Origin of the sequence: Lutibacter sp. (assembly GCF_016342705.1) — a bacterium.
Lineage (GTDB): Bacteria > Bacteroidota > Bacteroidia > Flavobacteriales > Flavobacteriaceae > Lutibacter.
Map to the genome: position 1 here is coordinate 38597 of NZ_JAEINV010000019.1, position 22517 is coordinate 61113.

The following is a 22517-nucleotide window of genomic DNA, read 5'->3' on the forward strand; positions in this document are numbered from 1 at the left end:
ATTTAATTTTATTGTCTAATTTTAAAGAATGAAAATTAACTCAGTTATTACAGGAACAGGGAGCTATATACCAGCACTTGTTAAAAAAAATTCAGAATTTTTAAAAGATACTTTTTTAAATGAAGATGGAACCCCATTTGAATATGAAAATGATATTATAATAGATAAGTTTAAGTCAATTACGGGAATAGAAGAAAGACGATATGCAACTTCAGATTTAACATCTTCAGATCTTGGTTTTTTTGCAGCTGAAAAAGCTATTGCAGATTCAGGGATTGATAAAGAAACAATTGATTATATTATTTTAGCGCATAATTTTGGAGACGTAGAAATAGGTTCAATTCAAAGTAATATTTTACCTAGTTTGGCTTCTAGAGTAAAACATAATTTGAAAATTAATAATCCTAATTGTGTGGCGTATGATATTCTTTTCGGTTGTCCAGGTTGGATTCAAGGAGTTATACAAGCTGAAGCATATATTAAGTCCGGAATTGCTAAAAAGTGTTTAGTAATTGGGACAGAAACATTATCGCGAGTTATAGATCCTTTTGATAGAGATTCTATGATTTATTCAGATGGAGCAGGAGCGTGTATTATTGAAGCCGTTGAGGGTAATGGAGAAGCTGGTATATTGAGTCATGCGAACCAAACAAACACTGTTGATGAATGTTTTTATTTGTTTTATGGAAAATCATATAATAAGGAAGATAAATCTAACATTCGTTATATAAAAATGCTTGGGAGAAAAATTTATGAATACGGATTAAATCATGTTCCATTAGCTATGAAAGCTGCTTTAGATAAAAGTGGTGTAGGTATTGATGACGTTAAGAAAATATTTATTCATCAGGCAAATGAAAAAATGGATGAAGCTATTTTAAAACGATTTTATAGATTGTATAAAAAGCCAGTACCACAATATGTAATGCCAATGAGTATTCATAAGTTAGGAAATAGCTCTGTTGCTACGGTACCAACTCTTTTTGATTTAGTGAAGCAAAGAAAAATTGAAAATCAAGAAATTAATAAAGGAGATGTTGTAATAATGGCATCAGTAGGTGCAGGAATGAATATAAATGCAGTTGTTTATAGATATTAAGCTCAAAAGTTAATTGATAAATAGTGTTTTTTTAAAAGGTTTTTTGTATCTTTCTTGCATAAACCCCTCAAAAACAAATATTATGATTAAAAAAACTTTTTTTGCTATTATGGCAATTGTAATGCTTAATAGCTGTCAGACTGAAGATTCACAGTTTAGTGAAATTAAAACAAATTCTTATGAGTTTACTGTAAATACTAAAGATTTATCAGAGTTACTTTCTAGAAATTCTGAAACTGCTTGTTTTTCAACAGCATTAATTGCCGGTCAAAATTATACTGCCGGTAGAATTGATGTTGAAATTGTAAATGAAGATGGTATTGATTTTGTTTACATATCTTATATTTCTAATGAAAATTGGATAATTAAATTAACACATTTATACGCTGGAGATAAAGATGGAATTCCTGAAACAAAAAAAGGTAATCCAAAGCCTGGTGTATTTGAAAAAAGAATGGATTATGAAGCTAATATAATTTCTGATTTTGAAGTTGAATATAAAATTCCAGCAGAAGCTTTAAGTGATTGCTTTTATATAGCCGCACATTGTGAAGTTGTTAAAATTGATGAAAAAGGCAATGAAATACAAAGAGAAACAGGGTGGGGACAAGGAGAAGGATTTGAAGGCGATAGCTGGGCAATGTATTTTGAGTTCTGCAAAACAAGTTGCAAATCGGATATAGAAGACCCTACGGGGAGCCAAAGATAGAAAAAAATCCCCTCAATTGAGGGGATTTTTTTTATTCTAAAACTTCCACAATTGGTTTTCCTGAATTGCCATTAGCTTGGGTAATTTTAAGAAAACTGGTAATTGTAGGTGCAATATCAATTATAGGATAATAATTATATGATTGACCTTTTTTAATTCCACTGCCATAAAAAATTAAAGGCACATGAGTATCATAACTATAGCCAGAACCATGTGTTGTTCCTGTTTTGTCATAAGTTATAGTTGATGGATTTGGAACAAAAAGAATATCGCCAGAAAACTTTTGATTGTAGCCATTTTGTAAAGTTTGTAAAACTCCTAAATCAAAATTTGTGGTTTGTAAGGTGTGTCCAGTGACCGTTTTGTAAACATTCATTATGTTTATTATTTCATCGGCAATTACTTGAGATACATAGTTTGCATCAAGTTTTAATTCTTTTAGTTTTTCCTTGTTTAAATATATTTGATAATTGGAGACGTTTTCAATTATTTCTTCAGACTTAAAGTTATCTAGAGCAATTTTTTTAAGAGTTGTTTTAAACTCATCATAATCAAAATATCCGCCAGGAATTTTTAATGAATTTAAATACGCGGGTACTTCAACAGCAGCGTGATCTGCAGTTAAAAATAAGGTGTAATTATTTATCCCTACTTTATTGTCTAAAATTGATAATAAACGTTCAATTTCTTTATCCATTCTAATATAAGTGTCTTCAAGTTCTTTTGCATCAACCCCAAATTGATGTCCAACATAATCTGTACTTGAATAGCTGATGGCTAAAAAATCAGTAAAATTACTGTTTCCTAAATTTTCGCCAATAATTGTTGCTTCAGCAAAATCTGTAACTATTGAGTTTCCAAAAGGAATAGCTTTTAGCAAATTATAATTATCATTTTTCTGTCTTAATTCAGTAAGATTATATGGGAATGTTGGTGTTTCCTTTCCGTTAAATAAACCTTCGTAATTGTTGTTGTCTGGTAAAGTTTCTGTATATGAATTTATATCATAATAGGTATTCCAAGTTTGATTTAAATAATCATTTGCTTTTCCGTTGTTGTTAAAATCAGTTACCCATTTTGGTAATTCATTCATGTAAAAAGTACTTGAAATAAATTTACCTTCATTACCACCTTCAAACCAATACGCAGCATTTGCTGTATGGCCAGCCGGTAAAATTGCAGATCTATCTTTTATGGAAATTCCAATAGATTTTCCTTTCATATTTTGGGCCAAACGCAATTGGTCGGTGATTGTAGTGGTAAGCATTCTATAGGGCGATTTTTTTCCACCGGTTTTTGCACCAACAGTTTCATATCTATCATCATCAACACAATAAATAGATTTTTTTTCATACTTATCATACCAATTATTTGAAATTATTCCGTGGTTGGTAGGTGTAGTTCCTGTATAAATTGAAGTGTGGCCAACGGCTGTATAAGTTGGAATGTAGTTATAATGAACATTTTCTAAGTTATAGCCATTTCTCATCAATTTTTTAAAACCGTTTTCGCCATATTTATTGTAAAATTTAATCAAATAATCATAGCGCATTTGGTCTACAACTACTCCAACCATTAGTTTAGGTCGTTTAAAATCAACTTCAGATGTTACCGTTTTTTCATTGGATACAATAGTTGTTTTTTTTGATTTAACTGCAATACATTGGGTTAAGCTGATAGCTACAAGTAGTAGTAATAAAATTTTCTTCATTTTAAAAGAATTGTTGAATAATAAGAATTCAAAAGTACTATTTTTTTAACCTTTCAATGAATTTTATGTTACAAAAAGAAGCTACCTTACATTAATTTAATATTTTAGCCAAAAAGAAATTGAATGAACTATTTAGAGCATATTGGTAAATATTTTTTAATGCTAAAACAGGTTTTTAAAAAACCTCAGAAATGGTCTGTTTTTAGAGAAATGCTATTTCGAGAAATTGAAGATTTAGGTTTGAAGTCTCTCGGGATTATTACTTTTATATCTTTTTTTGTTGGTGGTGTTGTTGCTATACAAACAGCTTTAAACGTAGACAGTCCTTTTATACCAAAATATTTAATTGGTTTTGCAACAAAGCGCTCCATGATTTTAGAGTTTGCGCCAACTTTTATGTGTGTGATTTTGGCTGGTAAAGTAGGTTCGTATATTTCTTCAAGTATTGGAACAATGCGTGTTACAGAGCAAATAGATGCTTTAGAAGTTATGGGGATTAACTCTTTAAACTATTTAGTATTACCTAAAATTATTGCCACCTTGTTTTTTTATCCTTTACTAATTTCGTTAGCTATGTTTTTGGGTATTTTTGGTGGCTATGTTGCTGGAATTTTAACGGATTTATTTTATACAGAAGATTATATTTACGGAATTCAATTAGATTTTAATCCGTATTTTGTAAAATACGCCTTAACTAAAACCTTGGTATTTGCCTTTGTAATTGCAACAATTCCAGCATATCACGGCTATTATGTAAAAGGTGGTTCGTTAGAAGTTGGTAGAGCAAGCACGCAAGCGGTAGTTTGGACAAGTGTTGTAATTATTTTATTGAACTATTTCTTAACTCAAATGCTTTTAGGATAATGATTGAAGTTACCGATTTATATAAAGAATTTAATGGAGCGCCAGTTTTAAAAGGAATTTCAACCTCTTTTGAAAAAGGCAAAACAAACATGATAATTGGTCAAAGTGGATCAGGTAAAACCGTTTTTTTAAAGTGTTTATTGGGTTTGCATAAGCCAGATAGTGGCATTATTTCTTTTGATGGAAGAAAACATACCGAACTTGATATTAAAACGCAACGACAATTACGCCAAGAAATTGGAATGGTATTTCAGGGAGGTGCATTATACGATTCTTTAACTGTTGAAGAAAATATTATGTTTCCATTAAAAATGTTTGCCGATCAACCCATGACTGAAATGTTAGATCGTGTTAATTTTGTTTTAAAACGGGTTAATTTAACCGATGCAAATAAAAAGTTTCCAGCAGAATTATCAGGAGGAATGCAAAAACGTGTAGCCATTGCAAGAGCAATTGTTATGAATCCAAAATATTTATTTTGTGATGAACCAAACTCAGGACTTGATCCAAATACTGCAACCGTAATAGATAATTTAATACAAGAAATTACACAAGAATATCAAATAATTACCATTATTAATTCACATGATATGAATTCTGTGATGGAAATTGGAGAAAAAATTGTTTTTTTAAAAAATGGTGTAAAAGCGTGGGAAGGGACAAATAAAGAGATCTTTAAAACTGAAAATGAAGCAATTGTGAACTTTGTATATTCTTCAAATTTATTTAAGAAAGTTAGAGAAGCATATTTAAATGAAACTAAATAGCAAAGTTGTTTGTTTTTTTAAAATATACCCTTATATTTGCAGCCGCTAAAAAGGAAAAGAATGACCTGGTAGCTCAGTTGGTAGAGCACCTCCCTTTTAAGGAGGTGGTCCTGGGTTCGAGCCCCAGCCCGGTCACAAAAAACTTCTCAAAATATTAGAGAAGTTTTTTAATTTTTTAAAGCGGTGAGATACTCAAGTGGCCAACGAGGGCAGACTGTAAATCTGCTGCGCAAGCTTCGAAGGTTCGAATCCTTCTCTCACCACTAAAACCTCAAACATTTTATGTTTGAGGTTTTTTTTATATATAAAATTAAAATGTTCAACTAAAAAGTTAAAAAGTTAAACAAAATAATTATATTTGCAGTATTAGAATAAAATATGTTATGATAAAAAAATATCTACCTTTAATTTTTGTGTTTTTCTTTACTATAATGTTTTCTCAAAATTCAGGAATCATAAAAGGGAAAATAATAGATGCTAAAACAAGAGAAGTATTGCCATATGTTAATGTGTTGGTTACAGGAACAACTATAGGGTCGGTTTCTAATGAAAATGGAGAGTTTGAGGTGAGTAAAATACCTTTAGGGTATAATTCTATACAAGTTTCTTATTTAGGGTATTTAACAGCGTATTCTGAAGATTATTTAGTAACAAATGAAAAAACACCATTTATTATAATTGAATTAACTCAAAATAACGAGGTTTTAAACGAAGTTACCATTGTAAGTAGTCCCTTTAGAAAAACTATTGAAACTCCATTATCTAAACAATCTTTAGGTATTGCAGAAATTGAAAGAAATCCTGGTGGAAATAGAGATGTTTTAAAAGTGATTCAATCGTTGCCAGGAGTAGCTTCAAACCCAGGATTTAGAAATGATATTATTATTCGTGGAGGTTCACCAGTTGAAAATAAATTTTATTTAGATGGAATTGAAGTTCCTGTTATAAATCATTTTCAAACACAAGGTTCAACCGGAGGTCCCGTTGGGATTATGAACGCCGATTTAATTCGTAATGTAGATTTTTACACAAGTTCTTTTCAAGCGAATAAAGGAAATGCATTAAGTTCCATAATTGAATTTACGCAAAAAGATGGAAATCCAGATAAATTAAATACAAGAGCAACTTTGGGAACATCGGATGCTGGTATTACGTTAGATGGACCGATAAATGATAAAACAACATTTATAGTTTCTGCGCGTCAATCGTATTTACAATTTTTATTTAAGTTGATAAAATTGCCTTTTTTACCCACTTATAATGATTTTCAATTTAAAGTAAAGCATCAATTATCGTCAAAAAGTGAAATTAGCCTTATTGGTTTAGGCGCTATTGATAAATTTAAATTAAACAAATCTGTTAATAACGATGTTACGGATATTGATGTGATTAAACGAAACAATTATATTTTAAGTACTATTCCAGTGCAGGAACAATGGAATTACACCGTTGGAGCATCTTACAAGCACTTTTCTGAAAATTCTACACAACAGTTGGTGATTAGTAGAAATGAATGGGAAAACAATGCTAAAAAGTATTTTAACAACACCGCAAATGCAAGTGATTTATTATTGAATTATAAATCTAGAGAAACAGAAAATAAAATAAGGTTTGAAAACACCATAAATTCTAAAAATAGTTATAAAATTAATATGGGTGTTGGGTTGCAAAATGCAGCATATAGTAATGCCACTTTTCAGAAAATAGCCAATTCAAATGGTGTATCAGAAATTGATTTTTCTTCTGATTTGTCGTTGATGAAATACAGTTTGTTTGGACAAATTTCAAAAAAACATTTAAATTCAAAATTAGGAACATCATTTGGAGTTCGGTTTGATGGCATTGATTACAATGATGAAATGAAGAATATTTTTAATCAGTTTTCACCAAGAATTTCATTATCTTATGAATTATCTTCTAAATTGTTGTTAAATGCTTCTGCGGGTAGTTACAATCAACTTCCTGCCTACACAATTTTGGGTTATAGAGAAGCGTCAAACACGTTGGTTAATAAAAATAATAATTTAAAATATATAAATGCCAAACATTTGGTTACAGGTTTAGAATTGAAACCTTCGCAAGATGCAAGAATCTCATTAGAAGGATTTTATAAATCTTATAACAACTATCCATTTTCTTTGAGAGATCAAATAAGTTTGGCAAATTTAGGTTCAGATTTTGGTGTTATTGGGAATGAAGAAGTTACTTCAACTTCAAAAGGAAGATCTTATGGTTTTGAAATTTTTGCTCAAAAAAAATCGTATAATGGTTTGTATGGTTTAGTTTCTTACACGTTTGTTGTTAGTGAATTTAAAGATAAAAACGACAGTTGTATTCCTTCATCTTGGGATAATAAGCACTTATTAACAATTACTGGAGGAAAAAAATTACAGAAAAATTGGGAAATAGGAGGTAAGTTTCGTTTTGTGGGAGGAAGTCCATTTACACCATATGATTTGGCTGCATCATCAACTATTGAAAATTATAATATTTCAAACAGTGGAATTTTAAATTACAATGCATTAAATACGGAACGTTATAGCAATTATCATCAGCTAGATGTTAGAGTTGATAAAACGTGGTATTGGGAGCATTTTTCGTTGAATTTTTATTTTGATATTCAAAATATTTATGGAAGTGAAAGCACACAACAATCCTATTTAATTCCATCTGTTGATGCAAATGGAACTAGAATTATTGATGCAAATGATAGTTCAAAATATGTTTTAGAAGAAATTGATAATTCTTCAGGAACTGTTTTACCTCGTTTTGGAGTGATAATAGATTTTTAATTTACCTGAATATTATCTTTATTTAATCGGATTTTAAGCCATTTTTTTAACAAAACGTGTTGTTCCTTAGATTTTGGAATAGAATCGTACCATTGGGTGTTAAAAACGGTTAATGTATCTATTTTATTAAAGTTAGTTTGTATAATGTTACCATAACTAATTTGTTTTAATCCGTTATAATTAGCCTTAGCTTCTTCACTTATTTGAATAAAAGGAATTTGTGATTTGTAATATTTAGAGAGTTCTGTTTCTAAAAGTTGTATTTTTTCTTCTTTTTCTTTGATGGATTCATCTCTAGATGAAATTATTTTTTGATTTTGACTATAAAGATCGGTTAAGTTTTTTACTTCATGTCTTAAATCAGAGTCGTCAACTCCTTGTTTTAAAATAAGTTGAGTGCCATCTAGGTTGTAATCTGGTAATTTAGATTTCCATTTTTCTATTTCATCAGGAGATAGTTTATTCCCATAAATAAAAACCTGAATACTTTTTTCTGAGTAATTAATATTTTCAGCAACTTCATCAATGATACTAATGCCACTTTTCTTTATATCATTAATAAGATCTTGGGCGTGCTGTTTAAATCTATTTTCTTTATATAAGTTAAAAAACATAAAAATACTACCTGCAAACACTAATAATGCTACAAAAGAAGCTATTCTAGAAACTCTTTTTCTTTTTTCAGAATTAATATATTTTACCATTGGAAATTTTAAAAACTTAACAATTACAAAAGTTGCTAAGGCAATAAAAATGGTATTTATGGTAAACAAAAACATAGCGCCAGCAAAGTAACTTAAATTTGCTACTGCTAATCCATATCCGGCGGTACATAAAGGAGGCATTAAGGCTGTAGCAATTGCAACACCAGCTATGGTATTTGTTTGTTGGCTTCTTCTACTTAAAGCTATAATTAATGCCAAACCACCTGCCATTGCAATAAAAACATCACGAACGTCCGGCGCGGTTCTTGCTAATAATTCAGGTGTTTCATTTCTAAATAAAGGAATTAAAAAGAATAAAAATGAAGTAGCTAAGCTTAAAGATACCATAACGCCTAAATTTATTAAGGAACGTTTTAAAGTATCTAAATCATTAATTCCAATAGATAGTCCAACACCTAAAATTGGACCCATTAAAGGCGAAATTAACATAGCTCCAATTACAACAGCAGTAGAGCTAACATTTAATCCTATTGATGCAATTAAAATTGAAAAAACCAACACCCAAGCAGTATGACCTTTCATGGAGATATTTCCTTTAATATCTTCAATGGTACCTTTAGCATTTGTATCTTTTCTAATATCTAAAATATCATGTAAAAATAATTTAATGCTTTTAAGTATGTCTGTATTATTAACAGGTGGTAAATTTCCCTGTTCTTTTTCTGAGTTATTAGTAATTTCCATTTCTAGTTGTTTTTAAACAAAATCATTACCAAATTTATTTTTTACTTGGTTTCTAATTTCTTTAATTTCCTGCTCTTTACTTTTTGGACAAATTAATAAAACATCATTTTCTTCTATAACTATAAAGTCACTTAAGCCTTCAATTACAACCTTTTTATGAGTTTGCGTTCTTACCATATTATTGTTGGAATTATTGTAAATTACTTGTCCTCCAACCGTTGCATTTTCGCTTTCATCTTTGTCTAAATTTTCATAGAGCGATAGCCATGTTCCCAAATCATTCCAATTAAATGTAGCTGGTATAACAAAAACGTTGGTTGCTTTTTCCATAATTCCAAAATCTATTGAAATATTTTCAGAAGTTTCATAAATTGAATTTATAAAATTAGCTTCATTAGTAGTGTTGTAATCACTATTTCCTGAATTAAAAAGCGCAAACATTTTGGGTAAATTAAGTTGAAATTGTTTGATAATAGCTTTTACACTCCAAACAAATATTCCTGCATTCCAAAGGTATCTTCCATCATTAAAAAATTCATTTGCTTTTTCTAAATTAGGTTTTTCAGTAAATGAATCAACTTGTTTAATATTTTTTTCAGAATTAACATATTTTATGTAGCCATAACCTGTATTTGGAAATGTAGGTTTTATTCCTAAGGTAACTAAAACGTCATTATTAGAACAAAAGTTTAGGGAAGTTTCAATATTATTTATAAAAGCAGTCTCATTTTCAATTAAATGATCAGAAGGTGCTACAATCATAATTCCATCCGGATTTTGATCGTAAATTTTCAATGCACTATATAAAATACATGGAGCGGTATTACGCATAGCTGGTTCTAGTAAAATATTACCTACTGGAATATTTGGTAAATGTTTTTGTACCAAAGCTTGGTAATCTTTATTTGTGGCAATTAAAATATTATCTGATGGAATTATTTTTTCAAACCTTTTGCATGTTTGTTGAATTAAAGAACTTCCTGTTCCTAAAATATCATGAAATTGTTTTGGATATTGTTTTGTACTCATAGGCCAAAAACGAGACCCAATACCACCGGCCATAATAACAGCATAATAATTTTTATTCATAGATTTTGTATTAAATTTCTACTTCTGCGTTTTGATTAAATAGGTAAATTTTATTACTACTTGTTTCTAAACATTCAATTCGGGTTCTTCTTGTACTTCCTTTTTTATATGTTTTACCATTAAAACTAAAAAAACTACCTTCATTTAGTTCAAAGATAAAATTCTTTCCAGACAATTCATCATATTGTTTTAAGGCATATGTTAATTTTACATCAGATCCGGTGCTCGCTTTTGGATTTTTTAAATAATTGGCTAAAAAGGGTAAAACCGATTCAGGATAAATTGTTGGTTGCACAAAAGGCAACATTAAATGTTGAAAATTACGTTTCCACTCTATTCCATGAGGTTTCACTCTTTTACTTTGCTTATAGGTTACAAAATGAGCAATTTCATGAATTAAAGTTAGTAAAAATTGATATTCATTTAAGCTATTATTTATAGTTATTTGAAAAGACCCATTTGGAAACCTTTTAAAATCACCATGTTTACTGGTTCTTTTATTAACTATTTTAATTTTAATATGATGCTCTTCTAAAATTTCTTCAACTAAATTTATAGCGTTTTTTGGAATATATTTTGAAAGTTTTTGTATCATAAATTATGGCGTAGTTGAAGAAACTTCCAATATTTTACCGTTATAAAATTTGTTGCCAGTTAAAGCGAAATTAAAAACATAATCTGCCATTTCTTCAGCTGAAATTGGGGCTTTATAACCAGGAAATGCTTCTTCTAGCATTTCTGTTTGAACGGCACCTAAGGCTAATACATTAAACGAAATTTCATGTTCTTTGTATTCTTCGGCAAGTAATTCAGAAAGTGTAATTACAGCACCTTTTGATGAGCTATAGGCTGCTAAACCAGGAAACTTCATGCTTCCTTGCACGCCCCCAATACTACTAATTGTGACTACATGACTTCCTTTTGATAAATATGGAATTAAAACACGTGTTAATTCAGCTACAGCAAAAACATTTACATTATAAACTTCAAAAAAATCTTTTGATGAAAGTTTACTAAAAGGTTTGTTTATTAATTTTCCAGCATTATGAATTAAAACATCCACTTTTTGCCAGTTTTTTGAAACAAAATCAGTTACTTTTTTAAAATCGTTTTCGTTAGATAAATCTACTGATAAAGTATTTATATTTTTTAAATTCAGTTTTTCTAAAGGCTGAACGTTTCTAGAAATAGCTAAAACGTTGTAATTATTTTTTGCAAAAAGTTGAGCCAATTCAAACCCAATTCCTCTACTTGTTCCTGTAATAATTATATTTTTCATTGTTAGTTGTCAAAAGTTATATGTTGGTAAGCACCAATATCTGCCGGAGATGATCTTAAAATTCCTAAAATATCTTTTGGAACCAATTGTGCGCCTTGTAAATTTGCTTTCCCAATGGCATCAGATGTTTCACCAATTATTAATTGGTTATTTTGTGTTGCTTTAAAATGAGAATTGCCATTTAAAATATTGTCTTGATAATACGTTGTATTTGTAAAATCGTATTCAGCTACTTCAGCATAGTTGTTGTTATAATCGTTAAATTTTAGCAAGTTATTTTTAAATGAAAAATTAAAAGCAGCACCTTCAGCTTTATCAATTATTAATTCAATGTTATTACTTCCGTCAATAATACAATTTGTAAAATTTGCATCAAATAAATCTTTTGCAACTATAATTTGATTGTTGTTATCTGAATAAGTATAATAATTATTTATGATAACTGTTGGAAATTCTCTAAAACTATTATTCCAAAAATTTGCAAATGTTGAGTGTGTAAAATTATAGATTCCACCAATAGTGCATGCTAAAGAGGATTGACCACTATTGTTTATTACTAAATTTTCACCATTAATATTGGTTTCTCTACCTAAAATTCCAAAGTTAGCACTGTTATAAATTTGTGTGTTTTTAATTGTTAAAGTAGGAGAGGAGGCACTTCCAATAGAGTCTGAAATAATACCAACCGAAGCATTTTTTATAATAGTATTTTTTATAGAATTATTTTTGCTTCCAGCGCGTAACCATATGGCGCCCCATTGACCGGGAATGTTACTAAACTGTGGTTCTAGTCTGTCACCTTCAATAATTACTTCATTGCTTAATTCGCCTTCAATATTTAAAGTGGCATTTTTAGAAATTATAAGTCCAGAATTTGAATGAAAAAATATGTTTGCACCAGCTTCAATAGTTAAAATTTTTGCAGATGGCACAGCGCAATAACCATATATTACGTAAGGTTTTTCGTTGGTAAATGTGGTGTTTTCATTTAAATAGAAGCCATTTACATTCATGTTTTCACCAGTTCCATCAACGCCAATTTTAATAGTTTCAATTATTCCTTGGGAATTTTTTGAAGGAAATAGAAAGTACGCATCTTTAACCAAAGTAACCAATTTAACATCTTGTAAATAACTGTCGCTATCAAAAACAATAGAATCGGTATAAATAGGGTTTGTTACGGTGTTATAATTAATGGTTGTTTCAATAAAAATATAAATACTGTCTTTCGCTAAAATTTCAATATTTTCAAATACTTTACCAGGTTTTCCATCAATATTTAAACGATACATTGAGTTTTCTCCTCTTCCCAATTTTACTGATGGAATATTAATGGCGTTATTACTTTTATTATATACTTTTAAATTATAGGTGCTAGAACCTATATTAGTAAAAACGGTATCTAAAAATACAGTATCTTTTGAAAACTGTAATTTACCAGTACTAAATTCTGAAGAAAAATCTTTTCTACAAGAACTAGTAATTAAAATTAGTATAGCAATTAGAAATAACGATAAATAGCGCATTTATTAGTTTTCTGTAAATTTAAAAATAAATTATTTACAATTATTTTTTTATCAATTCAATCTCAAATAATTTACCCCAATTTTTACCAGTTACAAAAAGTCTGTTGTTTTCCTTGTCAAAAGCAATGCCATTTAATACTTCATCTTGATCTTCTAATTGTTGCGTTTTTAAAACTTCCTCTTTTAAACCATTTAAATCAGCAACTCCTAAAACTTTACCAGATGTTGGGTCAACAATTAAAATAGAATTTTTTTGCCAAATGTTTGCGTAAATTTTAGCATTTACATATTCTAGTTCATTTAGTTTTTCAACTTTTTGTTGATTTGTATAGGCTTCTATAAAACTTTCTTCAATATGTGTTTCCGGATTTAAAAACCAAATACGTTCCGTTCCATCAGATTTAATTAGTTTTTCTCCATTATGGGTTAATCCCCAACCTTCTCTACTTTTAGTATATTTAAATTCTTTTTCTTTTTTAAAAGTTTCTAAATTATAAACAATTCCAATACCATCTTGCCAAGTTAATTGGTGTAATTGATTGTTAAAAATAGTAATTCCTTCACCAAAATATGCTGCATCTAAATCTTCTTGTTGTACAACTTTTCCGGTTGTTAATTCTACTTTTCTAATAGATGAGGTTCCTTTTCTACCAGTTCCTTCATATAAATAACCATTATAATATTCTAATCCTTGTGTATACGCGTTTTTATCGTGTGGATACGTATTTATTATTTTAAAAGTATAAATTTCTGGTGCGGTATCAGCCATAAAATAAATGGTACTTGTTACTTTTTCTGTTTTATTTTCAAAAAATAGAACAGCAGTTATGGTATGTTTACCTAATTTAAAGTTTTTAATTGCTGTAGAAGCGGAATTACTATTTCCTTTAATTTTAATATTATCAATTGAAAATTGAACAGAATCAATTGGTTTGTTCTCTTTTTCAGTCACCGAGAAGGTTAATTCTTCGTTAATTTGAATTTTAGTTGGAGAATTTAGTATAAATTTGTACTCACTTTTACAGGAAATTAGTAGTGAAATAATGAAAATTCCTAGAATTGATCTGTATAACATAGCTTTAAACATAGATTAATAGAATATTTATGTAAATAAAATAAATAATTTGTTTGAAGTTTCAAAAATATAGTTAAATTTGCAGTCTGAAAAATAAAAATAGATTTAAAACGAGTTCACGATGAAAAAAGGTATACACCCAGAAAATTATAGATTAGTAGCATTTAAAGATATGTCTAATGAAGACGTGTTTTTGACTCGTTCTACAGTGAATACAAAGGAAACTCTAGATGTAGATGGTGTTGAGTATCCTTTAGTAAAATTAGAGATTTCAAGAACATCACATCCATTTTACACAGGTAAGTCTAAGTTAATTGACACTGCAGGACGTATTGATAAGTTCAAATCTAAATATGCTAAATTCAAAAAATAGTTAGATTTCTATAATTTAAAAATATTTAAAACCTTCAAATCTTTTGAAGGTTTTTTTATACGCTTTACTATTTGGGCGTTACCCTGCGGGTCAGGCTTTATGCGCTACACGGTAGCTTGCTTCAATCCTTAACGCTTTAAATACGTAGTTTTTCAATATAGCTTTGTTGGATATTTAAAAACAACTCAAAAGTTTATAGAATGCTAGAGGTCGGTAGTTATGTTTTATCAAAAATATAGTGTAGTAAAGTTGTCAAGTTTAGCGCATTCGAAACCTCTTTTTTAACTAAAAATTCTCTATAGCTTCATTGTCTTGAGCGTTAGGCGAAGTGTGCAAACAAACAAATAAAACCAATAAAACTCAGTTTAAATGTATAAAAAAAGCCTATTATGTTTAAATAATAGGCTTTTTAAATAGGTATAAAAATGTTACGCTAACATTGTAACAGGATTTTCTATATAATTTTTCAACGTTTGTAAAAATGCTGCACCAGTAGCACCATCAACAGTTCTATGATCACAAGCTAGAGTTACTTTCATTGTATTTCCAACAACAATTTCACCGTTTTTTACAACTGGCTTTTGAATAATTGCACCAACTGATAAAATTGCTGAGTTAGGTTGATTAATAATAGAAGTAAATTCTGAAATACCAAACATACCTAAGTTAGAAACAGTAAAAGTACTTCCTTGCATTTCAGCAGGAGTTAACTTTTTGGTTTTAGCTTTAACTGCTTTATCTTTCACTTCAACTCCAATTTGAGTTAAACTCTTTTGATCTGTAAAAGGAATAACAGGTACTAATAAACCATCTTCAACGGCAACAGCAACACCAATATTAACGTGGTGGTTAATTCTAATTTTATCATCAAACCATTGTGAGTTTACTTGTGGATGTTTTTTCAATGCCATTGCACACGCTTTTACAACCATGTCGTTAAATGAAACCTTTGTATCAGGTAATTCATTTATAACTCTACGGCTTTCCATTGCGCTATCCATATGGATCTCCAACATTAAATAATAATGTGGAGCGGTGAATTTAGATTCACCTAATCTTTTAGCAATAGTTTTGCGCATTTGAGAGTTTGAAATTTCTTCAAAACTTTCTTCACCTAAAGCTATAGCAGGCATTGAGTTAGTTGCACTTGCAACAACAGGAACATAATTTTCAATGTCTCTTTTTATAACTCTACCATTTTCACCAGAACCAGGAACATTTGCAATATTAATTCCTTTATCTTCAGCTATTTTTTTAGCTAATGGAGATGCTACAATTCTTCCTGTAGTATTTGCTAATGGAGCAGGAGCTGCAAATGGGGCTGAGGCTTTAATATCAACAACAGTTTCCTTTACTAAAGGAGCTGGATTTTCAACTTTAGTTTCTTTTTTTGGTTCAGAAGTATTGCTTTTAGCGCCTTCAACCTTAAAACCTTTTATTAAGGAATCAATATCTTCGCCTTCTTCGCCAATAATTGCTAACAATGAATCTACAGGGGCACTTTCACCGTCTTTTAAACCGATAAAAAGTAATGTACCTTCATTAAAAGATTCAAATTCCATGGTGGCTTTATCTGTTTCAATTTCGGCTAATATATCGCCTTCTGAAATTTTGTCACCTACTTTTTTTAACCACTGTGCTACAACTCCTTCAGTCATTGTATCACTTAAACGTGGCATTGTAATTATTTCTGCCATTTATCTATGTTTTAAAAACGGATAATCTTCTTGATCGTATACTATATCATATAAAAGTTGTTTGTCTGGGAATGGAGATTCTTCAGCGAATTTTTGACATTCTTCAACTTTATTTTTTACTTCATTATCCCAAGCTTTCACTTCGGCATCAGTTGCATATTTTTTATCTTTTATAATTTTTAAAACCTGTGAAATTGGATCAATTTTTTTGTATTCATCAACTTCATCTTTGGTTCTATAGTGTTGAGCATCACTCATGGAGTGTCCTCTATATCTGTATGTTTTAATATCTAATAACGTTGGTCCATCTCCTCTACGAGCTCTTTCAATTGCTTCTTCCATGGCTTCTGCAACTTTAACAGGATTCATACCATCAACAGGCCCACAAGGCATTTCGTACCCTAAACCAAGCTTCCAAATATCTTCATGGTTAGAAGTTCTTTTTACAGATGTTCCCATTGCGTAACCATTATTTTCACAAATGAATACTACTGGTAATTTCCAGTTAATTGCCATGTTAAAAGTTTCGTGTAAAGAACCTTGTCTAGCAGCACCATCCCCAAAATAGGTTAATGTTACACCATCTCTATTAAAATATTTATCTGCAAAAGCTAAACCAGCACCTAATGGAATTTGACCTCCAACAATACCATGTCCTCCATAAAAGTTGTGTTCAGGAGAAAATATATGCATTGATCCACCCATTCCTCGAGAAGTACCAGTATCTTTCCCTAATAATTCAGCCATAATTCTTTTAGGATCAACGCCTAAACCAATTGGTTGAACGTGATTACGGTACGCTGTAATCATTTTGTCATTTTTACCCATAACGTGCAATGCACCAGCTAACACGGCTTCTTGTCCATTATATAAATGTAGAAATCCTCTAACTTTTTGTTGGATATATAAGGCCGCCAATTTGTCTTCAAATTTCCTCCAAAAAAGCATATCCTTATACCAGTTGATGTAGGTTTCTTTTGTTATTTTTTTCATTTATTAAAAAAGATTAGTTTTTAATTCGTCTGCAAAAGTACTATATTGCTATATATTTAAAAAATATCAACTGTTTTTTTTTACATAAAGTGTTTTTGTGTGAAAAAAATTTAATATTTTTGAATATCTGTTGGTTATAATTGCTAATAATTAAAGTTTATACTACAGTTTAGGGACGACTATACCTTTAATTTATTATAGTTAATAGGTTCTAATTTCAAATGTTATAAAAGAGTATACAATAATATACTACCGTTGTGGGGACGAAAATATTATTACTTTTATTGAAGTTAAAAATTAGAAAAGGCCTTTAAGATGATTTCTTAAAGGCCTTATTTAATTTAATTATTTTTTATAGAACTTTTAATTCATATAATCTTCAATAGGATTACAAGAGCATATTAAATTACGATCACCATAAGCGTCATCCACTCTTCTAACAGAAGGCCAAAATTTATTTTCTTTAATATATGGCAATGGAAAAGCAGCTTTTTCTCTTGAATATGGTAACTCCCAATTATCAGAAGTTAACATTTCCTGAGTGTGAGGAGCGTTTTTTAAGGGTGAGTTTGTATCACCATCTTCCATTGTGTCTATTTCATTTTTAATACTTAATAAAGCAGTACAAAAACGATCTAGTTCAGCCTTGTTTTCACTTTCGGTAGGTTCAATCATTAAAGTACCAGCAACAGGAAATGAAACTGTTGGCGCATGGTAACCATAATCCATTAAACGTTTTGCAACATCGGTAACTTCAATACCTTTAGCTTTAAATTCTCTAAAGTCAACAATCATTTCATGGGCTGCAAATCCGTTTTCACCACTATATAAAATTTTGTATTCTTTTTCTAAACGCGCTTTAATATAGTTTGCATTTAAAATAGCATTAATTGTAGCTTGTTTTAAGCCATTTGTGCCTAACATTTTTATATATCCGTACGAGATTAGAATAACCAATGCAGAACCCCAAGGAGCCGAGGAAACAGCAGTAATAGCATTTTCTCCACCAGTTGGAATTATTGGATTAGATGGTAAAAAAGGTGCTAAATGTTTAGCTACACAAATAGGACCAACTCCAGGACCACCTCCACCATGCGGAATGGCAAAAGTTTTATGAAGATTTAAATGACAAACATCTGCACCAATTGTTGCTGGGTTTGTTAATCCCACTTGGGCATTCATATTTGCGCCATCCATATACACTTGCCCACCTCTTTCATGAATAATTTCTGTAATTTCTTTTATGGTACTTTCAAAAACTCCGTGAGTTGATGGATACGTAACCATTAAAGCTGCCAAATTATCTTTATGCAATTCAGCTTTTTCTCTTAAATCATCTACATCAATATTTCCTTCATCAGTAGATTTAGTTACTATTACTTCCATACCAGCCATTACTGCTGAAGCAGGATTGGTTCCGTGTGCTGAAGCAGGAATTAAACAAATATTTCTATGATGATTATTTTGAGAATCGTGGAATGCTTTTATAACCATTAAACCTGTATATTCACCTTGTGCACCAGAATTTGGCTGTAATGAAGTAGCGTAAAAACCTGTAATTTCATTTAAAGCAGCTTCTGTTTCTTTAAAAACCTCTTGGTAGCCTTGTGCTTGTTCGATTGGAACAAAAGGATGCATAACTCCCCAATTTGGCCAACTTAAAGGTAGCATTTCTGTTGCTGCATTTAATTTCATGGTACAAGAACCTAGAGAAATCATAGAGTGATTTAAGGATAAATCTTTTCGCTCTAATTTTTTGATATAACGCATCAATTCTGTTTCTGAATGGTATTTTTCAAAAACTTCATTGGTCATAAAATCAGATGTTCTTATTGAATTTGTAGGAATAGTATTTTCAATTTGAGTATCAAATATAACTGTTTTTTTTCCTTCGGCTTCAGCTAAAATTTCTAAAATTGTATTTATATCTTCTAAACCAGAAGTCTCATTAATAGAAATATTAACTACTTTATTTGTAGGGTAATAAAAATTTACACCATTTTTTTCTGCAATTTTCTTTACATTATTTGCATCAGAAACTTCAATACTTAAAGTGTCAAAATATACACAATTTAATTGTTTTATTTTTAATCGTTGAAGTCCATTATTTAAAGTTGCAGTTAAATTTTGAATTTTATTAGCAATATAAATCAACCCTTTTTGACCGTGATAAACTCCATACATACCTGCCATAACAGCTAATAAAACTTGAGCAGTACAAATGTTTGAGGTTGCTTTTTCTCTTTTAATATGTTGTTCGCGTGTTTGTAAAGCCATACGCAACGCACGGTTTCCATCTTTATCAACTGTAACTCCAATAATTCTGCCAGGAATAGTTCTTTTATATTCCTCTTTTGTAGCAAAATATGCAGCGTGTGGACCTCCATAACCCATAGGAATTCCAAAGCGTTGTGTGGTTCCTACAACAACATCAGCTCCCCATTCACCAGGAGGAGTTAATATAGCCAAGCTTAATAAGTCTGCAGCAACTGCAATTTTAGCATCCACAACTTTTGCTTTTTCAACAAAAGTTGTATAGTCAAAAACTTGACCGCTTTTAGCAGGATATTGTACAATTGCACCGTATACTTTTTCAGTAAATTGAAACGTATCATGTTTTCCAAAAATCAATTCTATTCCTAAAGGAATAGCTCTAGTTTTTATGACATCAATAGTTTGAGGTAAAATTTCATCTGAAACAAAAAACTGAACAGCATTTATCTTTTTTTGCTCTCGGGTTCTATTGTTTAACAACATTATCATGGCTTCGGCTGCCGCAGTTCCTTCATCTAATAAAGAGGCGTTTGCTAATTCCATTCCAGTTAATTCACTAACCATGGTTTGGAAGTTTAATAATGCTTCTAAACGACCTTGAGCAATTTCTGCTTGATAAGGAGTGTAAGCGGTGTACCACCCCGGATTTTCTAGTATGTTACGTTGAATTACACCTGGAACAATTGTTGGATGATAGCCTAAACCTATATAATTTTTAAATAGTTTATTTTTATTTGCAAGTTCTTGAATATGATATATATACTCATATTCACTCATTGCTTTTGGTAAATTTAAATTGTTTTTCAATCGGATGTCTGAAGGAATTGTTTTGTCAATTAATTCTGCGACAGAAGAAACTCCAATTGTTTTAATCATTTCACTTACCTCATTTTCACGAGGACCTACATGCCTTAAAACGAATGAATCTGTTTTCATTTATATGATTTAAATTGTGTTATTAAACGTGCACAAAAATACTGAATTTTATAGAACGAAATCGTTATCATAAATACATTTTATAATATTTTGTTAACCAAAAAATTGAGTATATTAACAAAAACTTACATTTGTAACATGCAATTTTTAAAAAAGATAGTTGATTTTTATATTTTCAGCAATATTCATGTGGCTGTTGCAGGTTTTTGTATCACTGAAATCACTGTTTTAAAATACGGAATTCAAGAAAGTTTTACACCTTTATTTGTATTATTTTCAATCATAATATCGTATAATTTTATTAGATTTTACGAACTAAAGACGAATAGGTTACTTTGGCTAAAAGATTGGTTTTTTCGACATAAAATTGAATTAGTTATTTTAAATATAATTGCAATAATTGCATTAATTGGAATTACCTTTTTTACAAGTTTTAATATAAAAGGGTTACTTATATTAATTCCGTTTTCATTTATGACATTTTTTTATGTAATTCCTATTTTTAAATTGAAAAATATTGAAATTTCCTTTAGAAATTTTCCTTCAGTTAAAATATTTAGTATTGCTTTTGCTTGGGCAGGAATTTCAGTATTTTTTCCAATATATGAAGCAAAAATGAATATTACTTTTGATATTTTTATTGAATTTATTCAAAGGTTTGCACTGTTAATAGTAATAATAATACCTTTTGATATTAGAGATGTTAAGAGCGATAGTGATTCATTGAAAACCTTGCCACAAGTTTTAGGCATTAAAGTTTCTAAAATAATTGGAATGGTATTATTGTTATTTACAATTGGCTTGGAGTTTTGTAAGATGATATTTGAAACTTCAACAATAATTATTTGGGTAATTATAGCTTTAATAACAGCAATATTTTTATGGTTTTCTTCTGAAAATAAATCAAGATATTATGCTGGTTTTTGGGTAGAATCTATCCCTATATATTGGTTGATTTTAGTAATATATTTTTTTGATAATTTTAAATAAAATAATAATGAATAGTGATTTTAAGAAATATTTTGAGGTAAATAAAGATACTTGGAATAAAAAAGTAAGCATACATGCTGCATCAGAATTTTACGATGTAGATGCTTTTTTAAAAGGAAAAACATCTTTAAACACCTATGAGTTAAGTGAAATTGGGGATGTTAGGGGAAAATCACTACTTCATTTACAATGTCATTTTGGGCAAGATACATTGAGTTTAACTAGGTTAGGAGCCAAATGTACAGGAATAGATTTGTCTAATGAAGGAATTGAAAAAGCGAAATCTTTGAATATTAAATTAGGTTTAGATGCCACATTTATTGAAAGTAATTTATATGATGTGCCTAAAAATGTTGAAGGTGAATTTGATATTGTTTTTGCTTCGTATGGAGTTGTTGGCTGGTTGCCAGATTTAAAAACTTGGGGAGAAATAATTGCAAGTAAACTTAAGAATGGTGGCTTTTTCTATTTAATAGAGTTTCACCCAATTGTTTGGATGTTTACCTATTTAGAATCGCCTCCAAAATTAGTTTATCCTTACAAAACAAATGAAGTTATTTATGAAGAGCATAAAGGAACTTACACCAATAATGATGCGGATATAATTAGTAAAGAATACGGTTGGAACCACGGTTTGGGTGAAGTAGTTTCTGCACTTTCAAATGCAGGATTGCACATTGAATTTTTACACGAATTTGAAAAATCACCATACAATAGTTTTCCAGAAATGGATAAAACGGATGATGGTATGTATGTTTTAAAAGAAAACCAAAGATTGTTTCCGTTGTTGTACTCAATTAAAGCAACTAAAAAATAAAAAAGGCTTCCAAATTTGGAAGCCTTTTTTATTTTTTATGTTGTCCCGTCCTAAAATAAGTTGACACAAAATCAACTTATTATGTATTATTCAGAGAAACCGCTTAAGAAGCGTACC

The 22517-nt window shown here is 29.8% G+C and carries 18 protein-coding genes and 2 tRNA genes; 10 read left to right on the plus strand and 10 right to left on the minus strand.

From position 1 onward, the window contains the following. Positions 1-28: 28 nt before the first annotated feature. Together JEY78_RS14250 and JEY78_RS14255 are read left to right on the plus strand one after the other, a co-directional pair. Positions 29-1099 carry a 3-oxoacyl-ACP synthase III family protein gene (locus tag JEY78_RS14250; RefSeq protein WP_291852816.1) on the plus strand — a complete coding sequence of 357 codons (1071 nt, stop codon included), beginning with the start codon at positions 29-31 and terminating at the stop codon, positions 1097-1099. 82 nt (positions 1100-1181) lie between these two features. Further along, entirely contained in the window at positions 1182-1808 is a 627-nt protein-coding gene (locus JEY78_RS14255) for a hypothetical protein (protein ID WP_291852819.1), read from the plus strand. A 31-nt stretch (positions 1809-1839) separates the two neighbouring features. On the opposite strand, the gene pafA is transcribed toward JEY78_RS14255, so the two are convergent. Continuing rightward, entirely contained in the window at positions 1840-3519 is a 1680-nt protein-coding gene (pafA, locus tag JEY78_RS14260; protein WP_291852822.1) for an alkaline phosphatase PafA, read from the minus strand. A 123-nt stretch (positions 3520-3642) separates the two neighbouring features. Here pafA and JEY78_RS14265 point away from each other — a divergent pair, with 123 nt between their 5' ends. The 5 genes from JEY78_RS14265 (at position 3643) to JEY78_RS14285 (ending at position 7942) form a co-directional block, all read left to right on the plus strand. Continuing rightward, positions 3643-4383 (plus strand): ABC transporter permease, encoded by a 741-nt coding sequence (locus tag JEY78_RS14265; RefSeq protein ID WP_291852824.1) that lies wholly within the window; start codon positions 3643-3645, stop codon positions 4381-4383. Further along, on the plus strand, positions 4383-5150 hold the full coding sequence (locus JEY78_RS14270) for an ABC transporter ATP-binding protein (RefSeq protein WP_291852827.1): 768 nt from the start codon (positions 4383-4385) through the stop codon (positions 5148-5150). Before JEY78_RS14265 ends, JEY78_RS14270 begins: the two co-directional genes overlap by 1 nt. A 62-nt stretch (positions 5151-5212) precedes the next feature. Next, positions 5213-5285, plus strand: a tRNA-Lys gene (locus tag JEY78_RS14275). Between the two features lie 47 nt (positions 5286-5332). After that, positions 5333-5413 (plus strand) — tRNA-Tyr (locus tag JEY78_RS14280). Between the two features lie 120 nt (positions 5414-5533). Beyond that, positions 5534-7942: a TonB-dependent receptor gene (locus tag JEY78_RS14285; protein ID WP_291852830.1), complete on the plus strand. Its 2409-nt coding sequence runs from the start codon at positions 5534-5536 to the stop codon at positions 7940-7942. Here the strand turns inward: JEY78_RS14285 and JEY78_RS14290 are convergent. Genes JEY78_RS14290 through JEY78_RS14315 form a run of 6 tightly spaced genes read right to left on the minus strand, consistent with a single transcriptional unit; the run spans position 7939 to position 14320 of the window. Then, entirely contained in the window at positions 7939-9351 is a 1413-nt protein-coding gene (locus JEY78_RS14290) for a DUF389 domain-containing protein (protein WP_291852832.1), read from the minus strand. The two genes, JEY78_RS14285 and JEY78_RS14290, sit on opposite strands and share 4 nt — an antisense overlap. A 12-nt stretch (positions 9352-9363) precedes the next feature. After that, a complete protein-coding gene (locus JEY78_RS14295) occupies positions 9364-10440 on the minus strand; it encodes a mannose-1-phosphate guanylyltransferase (RefSeq protein WP_291852834.1) in 1077 nt (358 codons plus the stop codon). 10 nt (positions 10441-10450) lie between these two features. After that, positions 10451-11035 (minus strand): SprT-like domain-containing protein, encoded by a 585-nt coding sequence (locus JEY78_RS14300; RefSeq protein ID WP_291852837.1) that lies wholly within the window; start codon positions 11033-11035, stop codon positions 10451-10453. A 3-nt stretch (positions 11036-11038) separates the two neighbouring features. Next, the gene (locus JEY78_RS14305; RefSeq protein WP_291852839.1) at positions 11039-11719 is read right to left on the minus strand and encodes an SDR family oxidoreductase; all 681 of its coding nucleotides are present in this window, start codon (positions 11717-11719) and stop codon (positions 11039-11041) included. 2 nt (positions 11720-11721) lie between these two features. After that, on the minus strand, positions 11722-13245 hold the full coding sequence (locus tag JEY78_RS14310; RefSeq protein WP_291852842.1) for a hypothetical protein: 1524 nt from the start codon (positions 13243-13245) through the stop codon (positions 11722-11724). A 40-nt stretch (positions 13246-13285) separates the two neighbouring features. Beyond that, complete coding sequence (locus JEY78_RS14315) at positions 13286-14320, minus strand: glutaminyl-peptide cyclotransferase (protein ID WP_291852845.1); 1035 nt, start codon at positions 14318-14320, stop codon at positions 13286-13288. Between the two features lie 121 nt (positions 14321-14441). Between JEY78_RS14315 and JEY78_RS14320 the strand changes: the two genes are divergently transcribed. Further along, positions 14442-14693: a type B 50S ribosomal protein L31 gene (locus JEY78_RS14320; protein ID WP_090228404.1), complete on the plus strand. Its 252-nt coding sequence runs from the start codon at positions 14442-14444 to the stop codon at positions 14691-14693. Between the two features lie 428 nt (positions 14694-15121). Here JEY78_RS14320 and JEY78_RS14325 read toward each other — a convergent pair whose 3' ends face one another. From JEY78_RS14325 to gcvP, 3 genes are all read right to left on the minus strand, one after another. Continuing rightward, positions 15122-16390, minus strand: a complete 1269-nt coding sequence (locus JEY78_RS14325; protein ID WP_291852851.1) for a pyruvate dehydrogenase complex dihydrolipoamide acetyltransferase — start codon at positions 16388-16390, stop codon at positions 15122-15124. Next, positions 16391-17383 carry a pyruvate dehydrogenase (acetyl-transferring) E1 component subunit alpha gene (pdhA, locus tag JEY78_RS14330; RefSeq protein WP_291852854.1) on the minus strand — a complete coding sequence of 331 codons (993 nt, stop codon included), beginning with the start codon at positions 17381-17383 and terminating at the stop codon, positions 16391-16393. Between the two features lie 363 nt (positions 17384-17746). Beyond that, positions 17747-20593, minus strand: coding sequence for an aminomethyl-transferring glycine dehydrogenase (gcvP, locus tag JEY78_RS14335; protein WP_291852856.1), 2847 nt, complete (start codon positions 20591-20593; stop codon positions 17747-17749). A 138-nt stretch (positions 20594-20731) separates the two neighbouring features. Here gcvP and JEY78_RS14340 point away from each other — a divergent pair, with 138 nt between their 5' ends. Together JEY78_RS14340 and JEY78_RS14345 are read left to right on the plus strand one after the other, a co-directional pair. Then, entirely contained in the window at positions 20732-21583 is an 852-nt protein-coding gene (locus JEY78_RS14340) for a hypothetical protein (protein ID WP_291852858.1), read from the plus strand. A 7-nt stretch (positions 21584-21590) separates the two neighbouring features. Continuing rightward, on the plus strand, positions 21591-22400 hold the full coding sequence (locus JEY78_RS14345) for a bifunctional 2-polyprenyl-6-hydroxyphenol methylase/3-demethylubiquinol 3-O-methyltransferase UbiG (protein ID WP_291852860.1): 810 nt from the start codon (positions 21591-21593) through the stop codon (positions 22398-22400). Positions 22401-22517 lie beyond the last annotated feature (117 nt).

What these genes read in the sequence shown, in the direction of transcription:
- JEY78_RS14345 (WP_291852860.1), top strand. Translation starts at nt 21,591, where the DNA reads ATGAATAGTGATTTTAAGAAATATTTTGAGGTAAATAAAGATACTTGG.
- JEY78_RS14340 (WP_291852858.1), top strand. Translation starts at nt 20,732, where the DNA reads ATGCAATTTTTAAAAAAGATAGTTGATTTTTATATTTTCAGCAATATT.
- JEY78_RS14270 (WP_291852827.1), top strand. Translation starts at nt 4,383, where the DNA reads ATGATTGAAGTTACCGATTTATATAAAGAATTTAATGGAGCGCCAGTT.
- JEY78_RS14320 (WP_090228404.1), top strand. Translation starts at nt 14,442, where the DNA reads ATGAAAAAAGGTATACACCCAGAAAATTATAGATTAGTAGCATTTAAA.
- pdhA (WP_291852854.1), bottom strand. Translation starts at nt 17,383, where the DNA reads ATGAAAAAAATAACAAAAGAAACCTACATCAACTGGTATAAGGATATG.
- JEY78_RS14300 (WP_291852837.1), bottom strand. Translation starts at nt 11,035, where the DNA reads ATGATACAAAAACTTTCAAAATATATTCCAAAAAACGCTATAAATTTA.
- JEY78_RS14315 (WP_291852845.1), bottom strand. Translation starts at nt 14,320, where the DNA reads ATGTTATACAGATCAATTCTAGGAATTTTCATTATTTCACTACTAATT.
- JEY78_RS14310 (WP_291852842.1), bottom strand. Translation starts at nt 13,245, where the DNA reads ATGCGCTATTTATCGTTATTTCTAATTGCTATACTAATTTTAATTACT.
- gcvP (WP_291852856.1), bottom strand. Translation starts at nt 20,593, where the DNA reads ATGAAAACAGATTCATTCGTTTTAAGGCATGTAGGTCCTCGTGAAAAT.
- JEY78_RS14295 (WP_291852834.1), bottom strand. Translation starts at nt 10,440, where the DNA reads ATGAATAAAAATTATTATGCTGTTATTATGGCCGGTGGTATTGGGTCT.
- JEY78_RS14250 (WP_291852816.1), top strand. Translation starts at nt 29, where the DNA reads ATGAAAATTAACTCAGTTATTACAGGAACAGGGAGCTATATACCAGCA.
- JEY78_RS14255 (WP_291852819.1), top strand. Translation starts at nt 1,182, where the DNA reads ATGATTAAAAAAACTTTTTTTGCTATTATGGCAATTGTAATGCTTAAT.
- JEY78_RS14290 (WP_291852832.1), bottom strand. Translation starts at nt 9,351, where the DNA reads ATGGAAATTACTAATAACTCAGAAAAAGAACAGGGAAATTTACCACCT.
- JEY78_RS14265 (WP_291852824.1), top strand. Translation starts at nt 3,643, where the DNA reads ATGAACTATTTAGAGCATATTGGTAAATATTTTTTAATGCTAAAACAG.
- JEY78_RS14285 (WP_291852830.1), top strand. Translation starts at nt 5,534, where the DNA reads ATGATAAAAAAATATCTACCTTTAATTTTTGTGTTTTTCTTTACTATA.
- JEY78_RS14305 (WP_291852839.1), bottom strand. Translation starts at nt 11,719, where the DNA reads ATGAAAAATATAATTATTACAGGAACAAGTAGAGGAATTGGGTTTGAA.
- JEY78_RS14325 (WP_291852851.1), bottom strand. Translation starts at nt 16,390, where the DNA reads ATGGCAGAAATAATTACAATGCCACGTTTAAGTGATACAATGACTGAA.
- pafA (WP_291852822.1), bottom strand. Translation starts at nt 3,519, where the DNA reads ATGAAGAAAATTTTATTACTACTACTTGTAGCTATCAGCTTAACCCAA.